General features: G+C 61.8%; 14 protein-coding genes. 8 read left to right on the top strand and 6 right to left on the bottom strand.

The features are described 5' to 3' along the window. Positions 1–212: 212 nt before the first annotated feature. Entirely contained in the window at positions 213–1,031 is an 819-nt protein-coding gene (locus AB433_RS00330; RefSeq protein WP_245626537.1) for a DUF6629 family protein, read from the bottom strand. Between the two features lie 365 nt (positions 1,032–1,396). Here AB433_RS00330 and AB433_RS00325 point away from each other — a divergent pair, with 365 nt between their 5' ends. The 5 genes from AB433_RS00325 (at position 1,397) to AB433_RS00310 (ending at position 6,068) form a co-directional block, all read left to right on the top strand. After that, the gene (locus AB433_RS00325; protein ID WP_230279184.1) at positions 1,397–2,551 is read left to right on the top strand and encodes a site-specific integrase; all 1,155 of its coding nucleotides are present in this window, start codon (positions 1,397–1,399) and stop codon (positions 2,549–2,551) included. After that, positions 2,548–3,756, top strand: a complete 1,209-nt coding sequence (locus tag AB433_RS00320; RefSeq protein ID WP_047819487.1) for a tyrosine-type recombinase/integrase — start codon at positions 2,548–2,550, stop codon at positions 3,754–3,756. The genes AB433_RS00325 and AB433_RS00320 overlap by 4 nt, the downstream gene beginning before the upstream one ends. 120 nt (positions 3,757–3,876) lie before the next feature. Continuing rightward, positions 3,877–4,068, top strand: coding sequence for a ribbon-helix-helix protein, CopG family (locus tag AB433_RS19750; protein ID WP_146029798.1), 192 nt, complete (start codon positions 3,877–3,879; stop codon positions 4,066–4,068). Continuing rightward, the gene (locus tag AB433_RS00315) at positions 4,065–5,204 is read left to right on the top strand and encodes a DNA cytosine methyltransferase (RefSeq protein WP_047819486.1); all 1,140 of its coding nucleotides are present in this window, start codon (positions 4,065–4,067) and stop codon (positions 5,202–5,204) included. Before AB433_RS19750 ends, AB433_RS00315 begins: the two co-directional genes overlap by 4 nt. 87 nt (positions 5,205–5,291) lie before the next feature. Then, complete coding sequence (locus tag AB433_RS00310; protein WP_047819485.1) at positions 5,292–6,068, top strand: DUF2813 domain-containing protein; 777 nt, start codon at positions 5,292–5,294, stop codon at positions 6,066–6,068. Positions 6,069–6,092: 24 nt separating this feature from the next. Here AB433_RS00310 and AB433_RS00305 read toward each other — a convergent pair. Further along, positions 6,093–7,264, bottom strand: a protein-coding gene (locus tag AB433_RS00305; RefSeq protein ID WP_156170623.1) for an IS3 family transposase whose coding sequence is annotated in 2 segments (ribosomal slippage) — positions 6,093–7,012 and positions 7,012–7,264 — 1,173 coding nt in all. Because the reading frame shifts where the segments join, the coding sequence is not laid out codon by codon here. Positions 7,265–7,366: 102 nt separating this feature from the next. Here AB433_RS00305 and AB433_RS00295 point away from each other — a divergent pair. The 3 genes from AB433_RS00295 (at position 7,367) to AB433_RS19230 (ending at position 12,702) form a co-directional block, all read left to right on the top strand. After that, complete coding sequence (locus AB433_RS00295) at positions 7,367–8,059, top strand: class I SAM-dependent methyltransferase (protein ID WP_156170622.1); 693 nt, start codon at positions 7,367–7,369, stop codon at positions 8,057–8,059. 98 nt (positions 8,060–8,157) lie between these two features. Then, the gene (locus AB433_RS00290) at positions 8,158–9,039 is read left to right on the top strand and encodes a UTP--glucose-1-phosphate uridylyltransferase (protein ID WP_047819481.1); all 882 of its coding nucleotides are present in this window, start codon (positions 8,158–8,160) and stop codon (positions 9,037–9,039) included. Positions 9,040–9,147: 108 nt separating this feature from the next. After that, complete coding sequence (locus AB433_RS19230) at positions 9,148–12,702, top strand: PAS domain S-box protein (protein ID WP_053058904.1); 3,555 nt, start codon at positions 9,148–9,150, stop codon at positions 12,700–12,702. An 80-nt stretch (positions 12,703–12,782) separates the two neighbouring features. Here the strand turns inward: AB433_RS19230 and AB433_RS00280 are convergent, their stop codons facing one another. From AB433_RS00280 to glnE, 4 genes are all read right to left on the bottom strand, one after another. After that, positions 12,783–13,445, bottom strand: a complete 663-nt coding sequence (locus AB433_RS00280; protein WP_053059245.1) for a M23 family metallopeptidase — start codon at positions 13,443–13,445, stop codon at positions 12,783–12,785. 239 nt (positions 13,446–13,684) lie between these two features. Beyond that, positions 13,685–14,485 (bottom strand): ferritin-like domain-containing protein, encoded by an 801-nt coding sequence (locus tag AB433_RS00275; RefSeq protein WP_047819479.1) that lies wholly within the window; start codon positions 14,483–14,485, stop codon positions 13,685–13,687. Positions 14,486–14,497: 12 nt separating this feature from the next. Then, entirely contained in the window at positions 14,498–14,977 is a 480-nt protein-coding gene (gene bcp, locus AB433_RS00270) for a thioredoxin-dependent thiol peroxidase (RefSeq protein ID WP_047819478.1), read from the bottom strand. Then, the gene (gene glnE, locus AB433_RS00265) at positions 14,974–17,703 is read right to left on the bottom strand and encodes a bifunctional [glutamate--ammonia ligase]-adenylyl-L-tyrosine phosphorylase/[glutamate--ammonia-ligase] adenylyltransferase (protein ID WP_179944989.1); all 2,730 of its coding nucleotides are present in this window, start codon (positions 17,701–17,703) and stop codon (positions 14,974–14,976) included. The genes bcp and glnE overlap by 4 nt, the downstream gene beginning before the upstream one ends. Positions 17,704–17,831: the final 128 nt, after the last annotated feature.

Here is a 17,831-nt window from a genome sequence, read left to right as displayed (position 1 = left end):
TGTAGACACCCAGTTCCTAATTCAGATCAGAGGCTTATGCCACTCCCGCCAACCCTTCGTAGCCAACCCCGTGAATAAGACGGGCTAAAGCTCTCGATCGGCTGATGAACTTGGGGGTGAGCCGGGCCGCCTCGAATGCGAGCAAGAAATGCACCGACGACATCGGGGAACTTCGGAACTATGCAAAGTGCCCCGCATGCCAGGCAATGCACTTACACCTTTAGAGAATGCCCACCGTCCGTAGCCCCTTTTTCTCCAGTCTGCCTGCGCTGGTGCCGAGACGAGCGCGGACCAGGCTGAAAACCCTGAGCATCAATCCCCTTCGGTGAAACCATAGCAGCCAGCTCACCCTTCTTAAAAACTAGCGCACCGGCTCGCCCATTGGGGGGGGAGGGTGAGACGGCGGTGTCTCTACGCAGAAAGAACATCAGGACGATCACGCTCATCGCCGCGGCAAAGAAGCACCAGACCGATATGAACCAAGTGAGATAGAACGCGCCTGCCGCAAGAAAGGAGACGATTGCTCCGACCCCAAACCAGTTGACCCAGCGATGGCTGGATAGCAGCGGGCTGACACAGGTGCCCAAGACATACAGTGTCATAACGATGCCAACGTAGAAGTGGGGGGATTCGTAGTCGATATGACCGTCGCCGGCTGTCGCGACGATTGGCAAGCGGATAAGGAAATAGAGCAAGTAGAGCCCAACCAGGGTTCCGCCAATCGCCGTCGCCATGAGGGCCTTTCGGCGCCAGGCTACCCTCTCGAGCATATAAACCGCCACCGGGACATAGATCGGCCACAGAACATGCGAAAAGATCGAATAGAGATAGGTCAGAACTGTCTTCAGCACCGGCGCCTTGTCAGGAAATGTCAGCCAAAGTGCGCCCTCGATCAATTGCTGGACGCCAAACAGAATCGGAATCAGCGCGTAGGGTCTCTCGCCGCTGTTGCGCGCCATTCGCATTGTGAAGGCACCGGTTGCCAACAGCACGGTGCCGGCGGCGAAACTCGCTGTGGCGGAAAAACACATACAATCTAACCTCGCTGATTGGACGCCCGAATATTTCTTCGTGCACCCATATTACACACGGGCCAAGTACCAAGCTTGCCGTGCGCTGTAAGTATGATTTCAGCTCGACCATGGTCTCGCTCGCAAGTACGGACGTTTGTGCACCGCGAGGTTTACAAGGCCCAGGGGAAAAAACGGCACACCGTACGCAGTAGCACTGCTGTGTTTTGGGAAAAAGTGCAATAAAATCAGTGCGCGAAACGCTCAAAGTGCTCGGCAGAGAGGGCGCTGTTGAATGCCGTGCGGTCCCCGCAAATGACAGTATTTCCAAGGGTTCTGGGGGCAGTTTGCATGAGGGCGAATGCCATATGGTCCCCAAGCGTCGAATGTCTGCGCGCAGAGCGCTTCTCGATGGCAATTTTGCCCGCCGAGAACTGCCGCTGCGCGAACGCGAATACTGCATCTGGGACACTGAGCTTGCGGGCTTTGGATTGCGCGTAAGGCCGAGCGGCAACTACTTTTGGTTCGTTCGCTTACGCCATCGCGGGAAGCATCGCCGCATCACCCTTGGCCGGACCGACGAGCTTGAGGCGGGGCTGGCAAGGGCGCAGGCCCGCCGCATTCTTGCGGAAGCCGCGCTTGATGGTTTGCCCAAACGCGCAGTGGTCAAGGCCACCCCGACGATGACCGATTTCGTTGAGGCCTATTGGGATGATCTTTCGCGCGTCTGGAAGCCCTCGACCACCAAGCGGAACTGGGACGCTTGGCGGCTCACCATCAAGCCTACGTTTGGCGACACGCGCGTGGCGGACATCCTCCCACCAGACATCCACCGCTGGCGCGATGGATGCGCGGGAGAGAGCGAGGTGAAGTTCAACCGCGCCGTCCCCGTGCTCTCCGCGCTGTTCAAGTATGCCGAAGCGCTCAAGATGCGTCGGCCAGGTTCGAACCCCTGCCGAGGGATGCCACGATACAAGCGGCAAAGCGTCGAGCGCTATTTGACACCAGCCGAATATCGCCGGATCGGGGCAGCTTTGCGTGAGGCCGAGGCAGACCGACCGGCAGAGGTCGCAATCGCTCGCCTACTATTGTTTACCGGCGCACGCGTTGGTGAGATCAAGAATCTGCGCTGGGAGTGGGTGAAACCCCCACGACTTGTGCTGCCAGATAGCAAGACCGGCCCCAAGGTGATTTGGCTCAACACGCAGGCCCAGGATGTCCTTGCCGGGATCGAGCGGCGCGATGACAGCGCTCTCGTTTTTCCGAACCGGACCGGAAAATGTCCGCTGAACTTCGATACCTGGTGGTACAACTTCCGGCGGCGCTGCGCTTTGCCCGACGTTCGCATCCATGATCTGCGCCACAGCTTCGCCTCGACCGCGATCATGGACAACGTGCCGCTATCGACCATTGGCAAGCTGCTTGGCCACAAGCTGGTCGAGACGACCGCAAAATATGCTCACCTGTCCGATGACGTGATCGGCGAAGCCGCCGAGCGGGTTTCCGGCTCGCTGGCGCAAGCGATTGGCATCAGGCCATGACCGCCGCCAGTCTAAAGAAGATTGTCGAGGAGGCGCTTGCCGAGGTCGGGGCAACCGTAAACTTCAAGCTCGTTCCTAAAGGCAAGGCGCGGACCACGACCTGGCTTGGTGTCGAGCACGGCTTTGGCATCCGGCATTATCCGAGCGGTCGAAACGTCTACATTGTGCAGACCCGCATGGCAGGTCGTATGCGCACGGTGACAATCGGGCCTGCATCGGTCCTTACCCGCTACCAGGCGCAGATGGTTGCACGCCGCGTCATCGCATACGCGCAGGTCGGTCGCGATCCGGCGACCGAACGCCAGCGCATCCGCTCCGCTCCTAGCTTCGCCGACTTCGTGACCGAGTATTGGGGTCGCTGGGCACCACGCTGGAAAGCATCGACCCTGGATACGCACACCGGCTACCGACGCCGCTATATTGATGACGCCTTCGCTGGCGTCTACATTGACGAACTGAACGAGGGTTACGTCACCAGCTGGTTTGCGGACCTCAACAATCGGACCGGGCCGGGAGCATCGAACCGGACTTTCGAAATCCTCAAGCACATGCTGAACAAGGCAGAGGAATGGGGCTACCGGCTCGAAAATACCAATCCATGCCGTTCTGTTCGACCCAATCGCAAGCGCCAGTGCGAGCGCTTCCTTTCGAACGAAGAACTAGCCCGTCTGGGTGCCGAGCTGGCGAAGCTGCGATCATCGGACGACCGCACTAAGCAGTGTGTGGGCGCGGCTATCACGCTCCTGCTGCTGACCGGCTGTCGGAAGAGCGAAATCCTCACGCTCGAATGGAGCGATATCAAGGGCAATCGCCTGCACCTGCGCGACAGCAAGACCGGCCCACGAACGGTCTGGCTCGGATCGGCAGCCCGCGAAGTGATCGCCGGGCTGCCACGCTTCGAGAGGGTTCCATACCCGTTCTGGAATTACAGCTACCACAAGCCACTTCGCTGTGTGAACGGATTCTGGCGCAGGCTCAGAGACGAAGCAGGATTACCCGGCGTTCGCATCCACGACCTGCGCCACACCTTCGCGAGTCACGCGGCGATGAACAAAGAGACATTGCCGATGATCGGACGTCTCCTCGGGCACGCCAATGTTCAGACCACGGCCCGGTATGCGCACTTGGACGACAGGCATTTGCTCGAAGCGGCACAGCAGATCGGGGATGCGGTGGGCGCCCTTATGGACACGCACAGGTGTTAGCGCGCTAGAATATGTGGATAGCGCAGCAAAGTGCAGCACTATGCTGTATTCCGCTCCACCTTGCCAAGCTATCACGAAGACGGTACTGGGCTGGAACGTAAAGAGAACAAAGGGGCTACGATGGCTGACAAGATTCAAAGAATTTCGGTCAATCTGACTCCCAAGGAGGATGCTGAGCTTCGTCAATATGCTGACCGACTCCAAGTCTCTTGCTCTTGGGTGGCTCGGCAAGCGATCGTTCAATATCTCGAAGAACACGCTGGCCCACAAAGTGAGCTTCCGTTGGCCCGAACGACGGGAGGCGCGAAATGACCTCTGAACTCACGGCGATCGACTTGTTTTGTGGTGCGGGGGGCCTTTCCGAAGGACTCCGCCAAGCTGGTTTCCATGTGCTTGCTGGCAACGATTTCGATGAAGCAGCCGGGGCGACTTATGCTCGAACGCACAAGGAAGCACGCTTCCTCAAAGGACCGATTCAGAACCTAACCGTGGAAGACTTCTTGCGCGCGGCTCGATTGAAGCCCGGTCAGTTGAGCGTGCTCGCCGGAGGCCCACCGTGTCAGGCTTACAGTGTCTACAACCATCAACGAGGAATGCACGACGAGAGGAGCTTCCTGTTCAAGGAATACCTGCGCCTTGTTGATGGGTTGGCCCCCGAATGGGTAATCATGGAAAACGTCATGGGGCTGCTCTCGACCGGACAGGGTGCAGCAGTGCGAGCAATCACCGAGGGCTTCAAGTCACTTGGCTATGACATTGCATTCAAAGTTCTCAAAGCCGAGGAATATGGTGTGCCGCAGGAGAGACGCCGCGTCGTCTTCATCGGCAATCGCATGGGAAAGCCTATCAACTTCCCGTCTGTGACGCACGGCCCTGAGTTGGAACCGCTAACAACCGTTTTCGATGCGATCTCCGATCTGCCAAGATTGAAGAACGGTGAGGCATGGCTCAATTCTCATTATGCCTCTGAACCAAGGTCAAGCTACCAAACTGAAATGCGGCGTGGGACGCCTGGCGTTCTCAATCATGCCGCCCCGCGCTTGGCGAAGGTCAATGAGCAGCGGATGCGTCATATTCCGCCGGGAGGGAGCTGGCGAGACATTCCAATAGAGTTGCTACCAGCAGGCATGAAGAAGGCACGGCGCTGCGATCACACCAAGCGATACGGACGGCTGGAATGGCATGGGTTGTCTTCGACAATCCTCACAAAGTGTGACATCCACTGGGGAGCATATATCCACCCAGACGATGATCGTTCTTTGACCGTGCGCGAGGCCGCCCGATTTCAGTCGTTCCCTGACTGGTTCGAGTTCGAAGGAAGTAGAACTGAGCAGTTCGTCCAAGTTGGGAATGCAGTGCCCCCACTTCTTGGGCGCGCGTTGGGCGAAGAAATTAAGAAAAGTATCTTGGGGCAGGCTGCCAAGCGTCGGCTTCGGGTCGCGGCTTAGCCACCCGCCTCAGTTCGATCTCATAAGATTGCCAAAAGGAGCCAGGGGCCTAAGGTCTCTGGCTTCTGACTTTTGCAGTAAGATCCAATGATTATTTCAAAGCTTAAAATTGATAATTTTCGCGGCATCACGGCGCTCGAAATCGATTTCGATCAGACGACGGTCGTTTTTGGTTCGAATAACACCGGCAAGTCGACAGTTCTGGCAGCTATACAAATGGTCCTAGGCAGGGCCGTGGGGCGCCGGTCAGCTGCTTTCTCGGAATATGATTTTCATTTGGACCAAGATGGCCAACCGACAGACGCGGCGCCGATTAAGATCGAGCTGACTTTCAAGGAAACTGAACCTGATGATTGGTCTGACGCGATGGTTCAGCAACTTGGACCAGTGGTGGGTATCGGAGGCGACGGTCTCCAAATTGTTACATTGCGCCTTAGTGGCCGGTACGACGAGGCAATCGGTTCGTTCGTCTCAGCATTTGATTTCCTAAACCCGAACGGCGATCCCCTGCCAGCTAATGCCTCCGCCCTGCGGCGCATTCAGCAGATTGTCCCTGCTTTTTATCTTGCGGCGCTCAGAGATGCGGCTCGCGAGTTTCGATCAAACGGGGCTTTTTGGGGACCCTTCGTCAAATCGCTAAAGATTGATCCCGATATAAGGGAAGAGATTGAAGCTGAAATTGCACAACTCAATCAGAGGGTTCTCGATGCACATACTGGCTTTGATGCCGTAAAGGCACGGCTTGGGCAATCTGCTCAGTTGGTGCCTCTTGGCGGAGCTGACGATCCTGTCAGCATCGATGCGTTACCCAGCCGAGTATTTGACATACTCGCGAGAACTCAAGTTTTGCTCTCAGTGACGTGACCCCCAGCTTTCCCCCAGCTGGGATTAGAGCCGGACCGCGTTGTTGCGCATGAGCGCGGTTGAAGCAATGGGCTGCGTAGCGGAGCCCGTAGGGCGTAGCGAAGCTGGCCATTGCTTATCCAGTTTGGCGGCGAACGCCGCCGGGGTGTCGTAGTCGAGGGAAGAATGCGGCCTCTCCCGGTTGTAGTCCTCCACCCAGGCAGCGATCTCGACGCGGGCGTGAGCCATGCTGAGGAACAAAGTCTCATTGAGCAGTTCGTCCCGCATGCGGCCATTAAAGCTCTCGACGTAAGCGTTTTGCATTGGCCTTCCCGGTGCGATGTAATGCCACTCCACACCGATCTCCCCACACCATGCCAGCACCGCATTGCTGGTGAGCTCGGTGCCATTGTCGCTGACGATCATGCCGGGCTTGCCACGCTGCGCGATCAGCTCAGTCAGTTCGCGCACGACACGGCGCCCGGAGATCGACGTATCCGGCACCGCTGCCAGGCACTCCCTCGTCACATCATCGACCACGTTGAGCACCCGGAATCGTCTTCCCGAAGCCATCTGGTCGTGAACAAAGTCCAGGCTCCAGCGCTGGTTCGGCAGCGCCAGCACCGGAGCAGGTGCTCTCGTGCCCACAGCACGCCTGCGACTGCGTCGTCGTCTGACCGCCAACCCTTCCTCACGGTAGAGCCTCTGGGTCTTCTTCCGGTTGATCATGATCCCCTCCCGGCGCAGCAGGATGTGCAGACGGCGATAGCCGAACCGCCGACGCTGGTTGGCCAGCTCGCGCAGCTTCTCACGCAGATCGGCGTCATCGTCCCGGGTGGAACGGTAACGCACGCTCTTGCGATCAGCATCGATGACACGGCACGCCCGCCGCTCGCTCATCCCGTGGCAGGCCTGGAGATGAGCGACAGCTTCCCGCTTGGCGGCGGGCGTCAGAACTTTTTTGCCAGAAGATCCTTCAACGCGGCCTGGTCCAACATGGCATCGGCGAGCAACCGCTTCAGCTTCGCGTTCTCGCTCTCGAGCTCCTTCAGTCGGCGGGCATCGGACACCTCCAGCCCGCCATACTTCGACTTCCAGTTGTAGATCGTCGCTTCCGACACTCCGTGTCGCCGGGCCAGGTCAGCGGTCTTCGCACCCGCCTCAGCCTCCTTCAGCACACCGATGATCTGCTCTTCGGAAAACCTCGTTCTCTTCATCTCGTCCGTCCTTCTGTAAGGGCCGGACTCTAATCCAAATTGGAGGAAAATCAGGGGGTCACGTCAATAGGGAACGACTAGCGACGGACGGGGGCGACCAGAATGTTGAAAATGTTTCGCAAAAATTCGCACGAGTTGACTTCGCAAATTCAACGCCACGAAGTTGAATACGGCAAGACGACCTATCGCCTGACCTCGTACGGCGAGATGTCGCGGCGGCAGTACAAGGAAGCGCGCGAGGAAGCTCTGGTCGAGGCGCTTGCTGAACTGGATTGGCAAGCGCTCGCATATATTGGTGCGTCTTACGGTTTTCAGCCGATGTGCCTTGCGGAAGACAGGACGGTACTGGCGCTAGAGCCGATTGCCTGCATTTTCGACGCGCTACGCAAGAACATTCTTGAAAACAGCGCCTTTAATGTGATTGCCATTCCGGTCGGTGTTGCACCGAAGGCGGGCACCGTCGAAATCGTGCATGGTGGTCATACCGGTGCGACACCCAGCTTTGATGGTGCCGGTGGCAGTATCGCGGAAACGATAGCGTGCATCGACTTTGCGAACCCGCTGTTTCTCGCCGTAGATGCAGCGATGATGGACATCGAAGGGCTAGAATGCGAGGTCATAAACCAAGGGCCTCCGGTACCTGAAAATATTCGCTATCTGGTCATCGAAGTTCATCGCAGTTTTCGCAGCGAGGCGGCCATCGATGAAATGTTTGCAAAGCTAAAGGCGCAAGGCTTCAGCGAACGCGCACTTGGCGATCGCAGCGGTCAGAGCCATTTCTTGTTCGAGCGGTAAGACAGGGGCCGCAATTCGTCCCTCCCCTTGCGGTTTGCGGGGGGCAGCCCCTATGTTGCACCTGCGAAAAGCAGCAAAGAAGGACATCAGCCCACCTCATGAGTTCCCCAGAGCGCAAGCCGATCCGTAAAGCCGTATTCCCCGTCGCCGGGCTTGGCACCCGTTTCCTGCCTGCGACCAAGGCGATCCCCAAAGAACTGCTGCCGGTGGTCGACCGCCCGCTGATTCAGTACGCCATCGACGAAGCGCGCGAGGCCGGGATCGAGCAGATGATTTTCGTGACCGGACGCGGCAAGACCGCGCTCGTCGAGAATTTCGACATCGCCTACGAGCTTGAGGAAACCATGCGCGAGCGGGGCAAGGACATGAGCGCGCTCGATTGCACGCGCTTCACCCCCGGCGACCTGATCACCGTGCGGCAGCAGGTTCCGATGGGCCTTGGCCATGCGATCTGGTGCGCCCGCGCGGTCATCGGCGACGAGCCTTTCGCGATCCTGCTTCCCGACGAGCTGATGTGGGGCAAGCCCAACTGCATGAAGCAGATGGTGGACGCCTATAACGAGGTTGGTGGCAACTTGATCTCGGTGCTCGAAGTGCCGCACGAGGAAGTCTATAAATACGGCGTGATCACCCCCGGCGCGGAAAATGGCGCGCTGACCGAGGTGAAGGGGTTGGTCGAAAAGCCTGCGGTAGAGGACGCTCCTTCGAACAAGATCGTGTCGGGTCGCTATATCCTGCAACCCGAAGTCATGCGCACGCTGGAGAATCAGGAAAAGGGCGCGGGCGGCGAGATTCAGCTGACCGATGCGATGGCCAAGATGATCGGCAGCCAGCCGTTCCATGCCGTTACCTTCGACGGCGCGCGATACGACTGTGGCAGCAAGCTGGGCTTTGTCGAGGCGACGCTGGCGCTCGCGCTCGAGAGGGACGATCTGGGCAAAGACGTTCGCGCCATCGCGCAGAAATTGCTGGCGGAATAACCCGCGGCGGGGCGCACAGCCCCGTAAAATTACCTAGCGCCGGATTTGCCATGGCTTTGCCGGGCGCGCCCTAGTCCCACAAGTCTTTGAAAGACTGGGGAGGTTGGTGTGCCCGCAACGCTCGATCCGGCAATGGCCAGGCCTTCGATAGCGCAGCAGCTGCATACTTTTGCGGCTGCCGTGCTGATCGCGACAGGTCTGGTGCTGTTGAGCCTGGCGGTGCCGCACAGCGGGATCTTCGCCGCACTGTGGTTGCCGAACGCGGTGCTGGTCGGGCTGGCGCTGGTCATGCCGTGGAACCGCTTTCCCGCATTGCTTGCCGGGGCCGGGCTGGGCCTGATGGCGGGTGAGTTGATCGGCGCGGTGCCCGTTGGCATCGCATCGATCCTGACCGCCGCGAACCTGACAGAGATCGCAGTGGCGGTGATGCTGACCCGGCGATTGAGCGGGTTGCAGGTCGACTTCACCGATCCGGCGCGGTTCTTCCGTTTCGTCGGCGCACTGCTGCTTGCCGCCATCGCCTCTGCCCTGATCGCAACGGCGGCGGGGCCGCAGGCCGATATCGTGGCGATGTTCTTCGCGCGCCATGCGGCCAGCCTTGTCTTCTTCGCCCCGTTGGTCATCGTCGCCGCTGCTGCTGCATTACGGGAAAAGCCCGCGACGTTGGACACCCTTAACCCGCCGGTGCTGGTTCTGGTCGTCGGCGCGTCCCTGTGCATATTCGGCCAGTCGAGCTTTCCGTTTTTGTTCATGGCGACGCCGCTGATGGTGCTGGCCGGCATCGGTTCGGGCCTTGGCGGCACCGCTATCGCTATGCTGGTCATCGCATCCATTGCGACCGTGGCCACGGCCGTCGGCACCGGGCCGATCGTGCTGACCAAAGGCGACGACGGATTGCAACTGATCTCGCTGCAACTGTTTCTCGCCACGCTGACGCTGGTCGGCCTGCCGCTGGCGGGCCTGATGGAGCGCGGCGTGCGCGACCGCGATGCCCTGCGCGCGAGCCATGACGAAAAGCGCCGCGTTCTGGACAACGTTGACGAGATCATCTTCACCATCGATGCCCAGGATCGCTGGCGCACGCTCAACGCAGCTTGGGACCGGATAACCGGGCAACCGCGCGAAACGGCCATCGGGCAAGCGTGGGACGCATTTCTGCCGAGCGACGAGCGCGACCGCGCTGGCCGCGATCTGCAACGGCTGCGCAGCGGTTCGATCGCGACGTCGTCGACGGAGATGTCGTTCGAACACCCCGACGGCCGCACGCGGCATGTCGAACTTCACATGCGTCTTACCGAAGGGGGCGATGCGGTCATCGGGCGGATGCTCGACGTATCCGAACGCGCAACCGACCGCCGCGCCCTGGCGGACAGCGAGCGTCAGTTCGAAACGCTGGCCGCGCTGGCCCCGGCGGGTCTGTTCCGCACCGATCCATCTGGCATGTGCACATGGGTCAACGCCGCGTGGGAGGAATCGACCGGGCTGAAGCCCGATCAATGGCGCGGCAAGGGCTGGGCCGACGGCATTCACCCCGACGATTTCGACCGGGTATACTACGACTGGCAGGCATCGGTGGCAGAGCGTCGCCGGTTCGAAAGCGAGTTTCGGTGGCGGCGGCCCGACGGCGTCGTCGTCTGGGTTCGATCCGCTGCTGCGCCGCAATTCGATGCAGAGGGCGCGCTGGTCGGTTTCATCGGCATCAACATGGACGTGACGTCCTCGCGCGAAGCGGAGGCCGAACTGGCCGAGCGTGACCGGCGCATCAAGACGATCACGGACAACGTGCGCGACGCGCTGTTCATGATCGCCCCGGACGGTTCGTGCAGCTATGCCTCTCCCTATGCGGGGACGATGTTCGCGGTGCCGCCCGAAACCCTGATCGGGCGCGATCTGGCCGCGCTGTTCGGCAGGGCGGCGGCGCAAGCGATGACGCGGCGGCTGGGCGCTTTGTGGAAAGGGTTCGAGAGCAGTTGTGCGCTGCAAATCCAGCTGGACGAACCAGACGGGCGTTGGCTGGACGGTAAGTTCTCTCTGGTCCGGCGCGACGACCAAGGCCGGCCCGACGCCATCGTCGCATCGATCCGCGACGTGACGGAGGCAAAGCGGCTGGAGGCGGACTTGACGGAGGCCCGGCGCAAGGCGGAGCACGCGGCGCAGGCCAAGGCCGGGTTCCTTGCCAACATGAGCCACGAGATCCGTACACCGATGAACGGGGTGATCGGGTTTACCGACCTGTTATTGCAAAGCGAGTTGTCCGAAACGCAGCGCCGTCACGCGCAGCTGATCGCCGATTCGGGCAAGGCGATGATGGGCCTGTTGAACGACATTCTCGACATGTCGAAGATCGATTCGGGCAAACTGGTGATCGCCCCCGCGCCGGTCGACCTGCGCGCCAAGATCGCAACCTGCGTCAGCCTGTTGCAACCGGTGGCGAGCCGGGACGGGATCGCTCTGTCGTCCGATGTGCATAGCAATGTGCCCGATCGCCTGATCGGCGATCCGCTGCGCTTGCGCCAAATCCTGCTGAACCTGATCGGCAATGCGGTGAAGTTCACCGAAAGGGGCGAAGTCGCGGTCAAGGCCAGGGTGCGCCCCGCAGGCGACGGGTCGGAATGGCTGTCCATCGCCGTGTCCGACACGGGCATCGGCATCGCGCCCGAACGGCTTCAGGACATTTTCGAGCCGTTCAAGCAGGCCGACGGCTCGATCGGACGACGCTATGGTGGCACCGGGCTGGGCCTCGCGATCTCCAGCCAACTGGCGCGCCTGATGGGCGGGCAGATCACCGCCGATTCGCGGCTTGGCCACGGCACGACCTTTACCGTGCGTATTCCGCTGATCGTGGCCGACGCTGGATCTCAGGTCGAGACGGCAGGGGCCGAGGCGTCGGCGCAACTGGAGCAGACGTGCCTGCCGCGTCCATCGGCCATGCCGCAGATGGCGGGTGATCCGCCGCGCGTACTGGTCGCCGAAGACAACGATATCAATCAGGAACTTGTGCTGGCCATGGCGCGCGGGGCGGGGGTGAACCCCGATCTTGCCAACGACGGGGCAGAGGCGGTGCGAATGGTAGAGGCCGCGTACCGTTCCGGCGATCCCTATCGGTTGGTGTTGATGGACATGCAGATGCCGGAAATGGACGGGTTGGAGGCCACGCGCCGGTTGCGCGAGGGTGGGTTCGAGCCAGACATGCTGCCCATCGTGGCGCTGACCGCGAACTGTTTTGCCGATGATATTGCCGCCTGCCGTCAGGCCGGAATGCAGGGCCACCTTGGCAAGCCGCTTCAGATGGACCGTCTGCGCGAAACGATCACGATGCATATCAATGCCGAGGCGCCCGCAAAGCCCAAACCGGAACCGGAAACGGTGGCATCTTCGATGATCGGTGGGGCGGAGGGCGCCGACCTCGCCGCCCGCTATCGCGAGCGCAAGGCCAGGCTGTTGCACGATCTGGCAGAGGTTGCCGCCGGGCAAAGCGCGCCCGAATGGGACGTGCTGGCCATGCAATTGCACAAGCTGGCCGGAACGGCGGGCTATTTCGGTGAAACGCGGTTGGGCGAGCTGGCCCGCATGCTGGAGGATCGTTTGCGGCTGGCCGACGAAGGCGTATCGCGGATCGATATGGTCCGTCGGGAATGGGACGCGATCCGCGCGGTCGCGTGAATCAGCGCCAGAAAAGCAAAAGGCCCGGCGTCGTCATCGGGGCCGGGCCTTTGCGAAGGCGTCTCAAACGTCTTGATGGCTTATTCGGGACCACCCGCGCCGTTGCCGGTCGCCTGGGCAAAAGCCTGCTGGAAGGTAGCCGCCTCAAGATAGGGGGTCGGATCGACAGCTTCACCCGAAATGCGGACTTCGTAATGCAGGTGCGGCCCCGTCGAACGACCCGTGCTGCCGACCCAGCCAATCAGGTCGCCCTTGCGAACCGGCTGACCGGCGGAAACGTTCATGCGGCTCATATGACCATAGCGCGTTTCGACGTCGCTGCCGTGGTCGATTTCGACGAAGTTGCCGTAACCGCCGTACCACTGCGCCATTTCGACTTTGCCGTCGGCAGTGGCGTAGATCGGCGTACCGCTGGGCGCGGCCATGTCGATGCCGTCATGGTTCTTGCGCTTGCCGGTAACGGGGTGGATGCGCGAACCGAACTGGCTGGAAAAGCGGGCGGTTTCAAGCGGCATCCGCGAGGGGATGGCGACCGCACCGGCGGCGGCAGTGGCCGGGTTCTTGGCTTCCACCTTTTTCCAGCTGGCGAAAAGCTGCTTGTATTTTGCGTCGCTCTGCGCAGAGCCAGCGACGGGGATTTCCATATTTTCACGCACCGGCGCCTTGATGTCCGCGCTTGCCGCGGCACCCGTGTTCGCCAACGCCGGAGCAGGAGCCATCGCCATCGAGGCGACTGCCATCATGCTCAACGCCAGCCCACGGCCGGTCTTGAATTCAGAAACCCTTGCGAAACCCGTCATATTGCCAAGTACCTCGTTTCTCGGCGCCCTCGACCCCCCAAAAAGGTCCGATGAAACGCCGGGTGATCCCCCTCGGCACGGTGGTGGTGATGTCCGTCACACACCGCCGCTTCAATTTTTCGTAGAGATCGTCGGAACCCCCCGTCGCTCTCGTGAGTTATGGGTAAGGGCGAAAAGGTTAATCAGACAATACCGGCGCGGTAGTCCCGCGACAAACCGGCTGCCTCGCGCGCTGAGTCGTTGAATGGCGGCTTCAAACGCCCCCCGAAATGTTTTTTCAGCAATAAACGCCACGTTTCCTGCGGGATTTCGTCTCTGCCACGGCACAGTTCGTCGAAGTGTTTGGTGCCGAACGCGACATGGCGAATCTCGTCGTCAAGGATTCGTTGCAGGATTCGCGCCCCGTTGTGGTCGCCCTGCGCCGTAACGCGTTCCAGCATTGCTGGCGTCACATCCAGCCCGCGCGCCTCCAGCACCATCGGCACGATCCCGAGCCTTGCCGCCACGTCATGCCGCGTTTCATGCGCCGCTTCCCACAGGCCAGCGTGGGCGGGAAGGGCGCCGTAATGGCTGCCCAAGGTGCGCAATTTGCGGTCCAGAAGGGCGAAATGCATCGCCTCGTCCGCGGCGACCGACAGAAAATCGCTAACGAATCGCTTGCCCATCTCCGCGCCGAATCGACCTGCCATGTCCAGCGCGAGGTCGATGGCGACGAACTCGATATGCGCCAGCGCATGCCATAGCGCGATGCGACCGCGTTCGGACCCGCCTTTGCCGCGTTTCGGCATCCGGTTCGGTGGCAGCAGTTCGGGCCAGGTAGGCCGCGCCGGTTCGTCAGGCATTGCGCAATCGAAAACGAACGCCAGCCGCCCAAGCCGCCAGTCGCGCGCGATCTGCCGCGTTGCCATGACCTTGGCCTGAGCATCGCCCGTCAGCAGCGCGGAGCGGATCGCCGAGGCGACCGAAGGTTGGGCGTCAGGCATCGATGCGGGCGTTCAGAGGGCCTTTGCGGCTTCCAGCACTTTCGCCGCATGGTCCTTTACCCGGACCTTGCGCCAGACTTGCGCGATCTTGCCATCGGCGTCGATCAGAAAGGTCGACCGCTCGATCCCCATATAGGTGCGACCATAGTTCTTCTTCTCGGTCCAGACGCCCAGCGCGTCGGTCAGGCCGTCTTCCTCTGCGTCCGACGCGATGGGGACGGTCAGTTCCTGCTTGTCGATGAAGTTCTGCTGCCGCTTCAGCGAATCCTTGCTTGCCCCCAGCACTGCCACGCCTGCCTTTGCAAATTCGGGCAGCAGGGCGGAAAAGTCCTTCGCCTCGGTCGTGCAGCCCGGCGTGCTGGCTTTGGGGTAGAAAAACACGACGGCCTTTTGGCCCTTGAAGTCGGCGATGGACACGTTCTCGCCATCCGATCGGGTCATCGCAATATCGGGGAAGGCGTCGCCGACGTCGGGGCGATTGTCTGCGCTCATGGGGTTAGCTCCAGCGTTTCGTCGAATGTTTGGCTCCAAGCCCCTGCCACTTCGCCGCGCGCCTTGTCGAGGGCCGTGATCAGCGCGTCCCAGTCCGGCTGGCGGCAGCCACGCGCCAATACATCGCGCGCAGCGGGCGTTGGCTCCTCCGCATCGGGGGCGACCAGCCGCAGCAGAACCAGCAGGCGGGTCATCAGTTCGTAGGCCTGGAGCAGGGACGGCGGCACTTTGCCGCGATCGGCAAGGCATCGGATCGCAACGCTCAGATCGGGGGCGAGACAATCGCCGTCGCGCAGTTGCAGGAAATGGACGAGGAATTCGATATCGACCAGCCCGCCGCGTGCCAGCTTGATGTCCAGCGGGCTCTTCGCGGGTTTGTGCCGCGCCACGTCGCCGCGCATTTTCAGCACATCCTCACGCAGTTTCGCGGCGTCGCGCGGGGTGGATAGGGTGCGTTCGAAAATGCCGTCCACCGTGTCGCGCGCCGCCGGATGCGGCGACCGCAGCACCCGCGCGCGGGCGAGGGCCATGTGCTCCCACGTCCAGGCCGACTCCGCCTGATACTTGGCAAAACTGTCGACGTTGACGGCAAGGAGGCCCTGCGTGCCGGAAGGGCGCAGGCGGGTGTCGACTTCGTAAAGCGCGCCCTCTGCCGTCGGGACCGAAAGCGCGGCGCTGACCCTTTGAGCGAGACGGTTGAAATACTGCGTCGCGCCCAACGGACGCTCGCCATCGCTCTCCGCATCGAAAGGTCCGCTGAACAGGTAGACAAGGTCGAGATCGGACGCGTGGGTAAGCACCCCGCCGCCTAACCGCCCAAGGCCGAGGACGACCAGCCCCTCATCAGCGATCCTGCCATGCTTGCGCGCGAATTCGCCTGCGGCCGCATCGCAGGCGACGCGGATCGCCGCCTCTGCCACGCGCGACAGCCCCGCAGCGATTGCCAGCGGATCGTGCGCGTTATCTAGCAGTTGCACCCCAGCCGCAAAGCGCAAGTCGCCGACCTTGCGGCGCAAGCGGTCCAGCGTTTCTTCGTAATCCAGACCTTCTCCGGCGAAGTCGCGGACCAGTGCGTCGGTGTCGGGCGGCAGGTCGAAAGCAGTTCGATCGATCAGCGTGTCGAGCAGGTCCCCCCGTCGCCCCAGCGCATCGGCCAAGGCGGGCGAAAGGGCCAGCACCTGCGCCAGCGTATCCAGCAGCGCCGGGCGCGCCTCCAGCAAGTGGAAGATGTTGATCGCCGACGGAAGCCGCGCCAGCATCTGCTCCCACCGCGTGATCGCCCGTTCCGGCTCCGGCGCGTGGGCGAGCGCCTCCAGCAATTGCGGGCGGATCGCACCGAACGCCCTGCGTGCCGCATCGGACCGCAAGCATTTTACCCGCCCGGAATCCCATCCGGCAATGCGTTGAGCGAGTTCGGCGGGATCGGCGAAGCCCAGCTTTTCCAGCCGCTGTTCGGGGATCGGCGCGGGGATGGACGGTTTGCCGCCGTGCGCCTCGACCAGCTTGTCGAACCGGGCGCTGACCCTGCCGCAGATACCTTCCAGCTCCGCGATCAACGCATCCCCGTCGGCCAGCCCATCCAGCCGCGCAACATTGTCCAGCGCTTCGCCCGAAGGCAGTTCGTGCGTCTGCCGGTCGTTCACCATCTGCAAGCGGTGCTCGATCACGCGCAGCCGGTCATAGGCCTCGCCCATTTCGTGCGCATCGACCGCCCCGATGACCCCGGCGGCAGCCAGTGCATCCAGCGCGGCGCGTGTGCCCGATACCCGGAGCGATGGATTGCGCCCCCCGTGGATCAACTGATGCGTCTGGGCAAAGAACTCGACTTCGCGAATGCCGCCGCGCCCTTTCTTTACGTCAAAGCGCGGGCCGGGCAATTGCGGGCCGGAGTGATCGTCGCGGATGCGGTGGACCAAGCGGCCCACTTCGGAGATCGCGCCGAAATCCAGAGACTTGCGCCAGACGAAGGCTTCGATCGCGTCGAGGAACTTCTCGCCCGCTGCAACGTCACCGGCTACTGCCTTGGCGCGGATGAACGCTGCCCGTTCCCACGCCAGTGCCGAGCTTTCGTAATGCGTCAGAGCACCGTCGAAACTGATCGCCAGCGGGCTAACCTCGCTCGCCGGGCGCAGGCGAAGATCGATGCGGAAGACGTAACCCTCGGCGGTCTTCGCACTCATCGTCTGGACGACGCGGCGGGCGGCGATCTGCGCGGCCTCGCCCGGTTCGTCGCGTTCGCGCCGGGGCAGGGTGGCGGGGTCGAACAGCAAGATCGGGTCGATGTCCGACGAATAGTTCAACTCGCCCGCGCCGTGCTTGCCCAGCGCCAGCGCGGTCATGCCCCGGCTCTCGGCATCCTTCACCCGGTGGCTCAGCGCCTCGCCTATGGCGGCGTCCAGTGCGCGGCTGGCGAAATCGGACAGTTCGCGCGTCACCATCAGCAGCGGGAACGCCCCCGCCAGATCGCCGATGGCCAGCACCAGCGCCAGCGCCCGCTTTTCGCGCCGCAACGCGCTCGCCACATCGGGTGCGCCCTCGCCAGCCGATCGAGTCAGGGCGAGCGCCGCTTCTCCCTCGCCACGCGCCAACATGGCGGTCAGCTCCGGTTCGCGATCCAGCAAATCCGCCAGATAAGGGGCATAGGCTCGCGCGCGGTCTATCGCGCCTTGCCAATCCGCATTGGATCGAACGGCGGACGCCGTTGGGGTAATGCCATCGCTATCCATCCCATAGGCATGGGGCCGGGCGAAGGGCATGACAAGAGGTGCCTGCGTCGGCTCGAACATGCAGGTGACAGGCCGGAAAGTCGCGGCTAAGAGCGGCCCAATTCCCGACGCATTGCAGCATTGGAGTC

Source organism: Croceicoccus naphthovorans, assembly GCF_001028705.1.
Taxonomy (GTDB): domain Bacteria; phylum Pseudomonadota; class Alphaproteobacteria; order Sphingomonadales; family Sphingomonadaceae; genus Croceicoccus; species Croceicoccus naphthovorans.
This window is presented reverse-complemented; position numbering and strand designations above follow the sequence as displayed.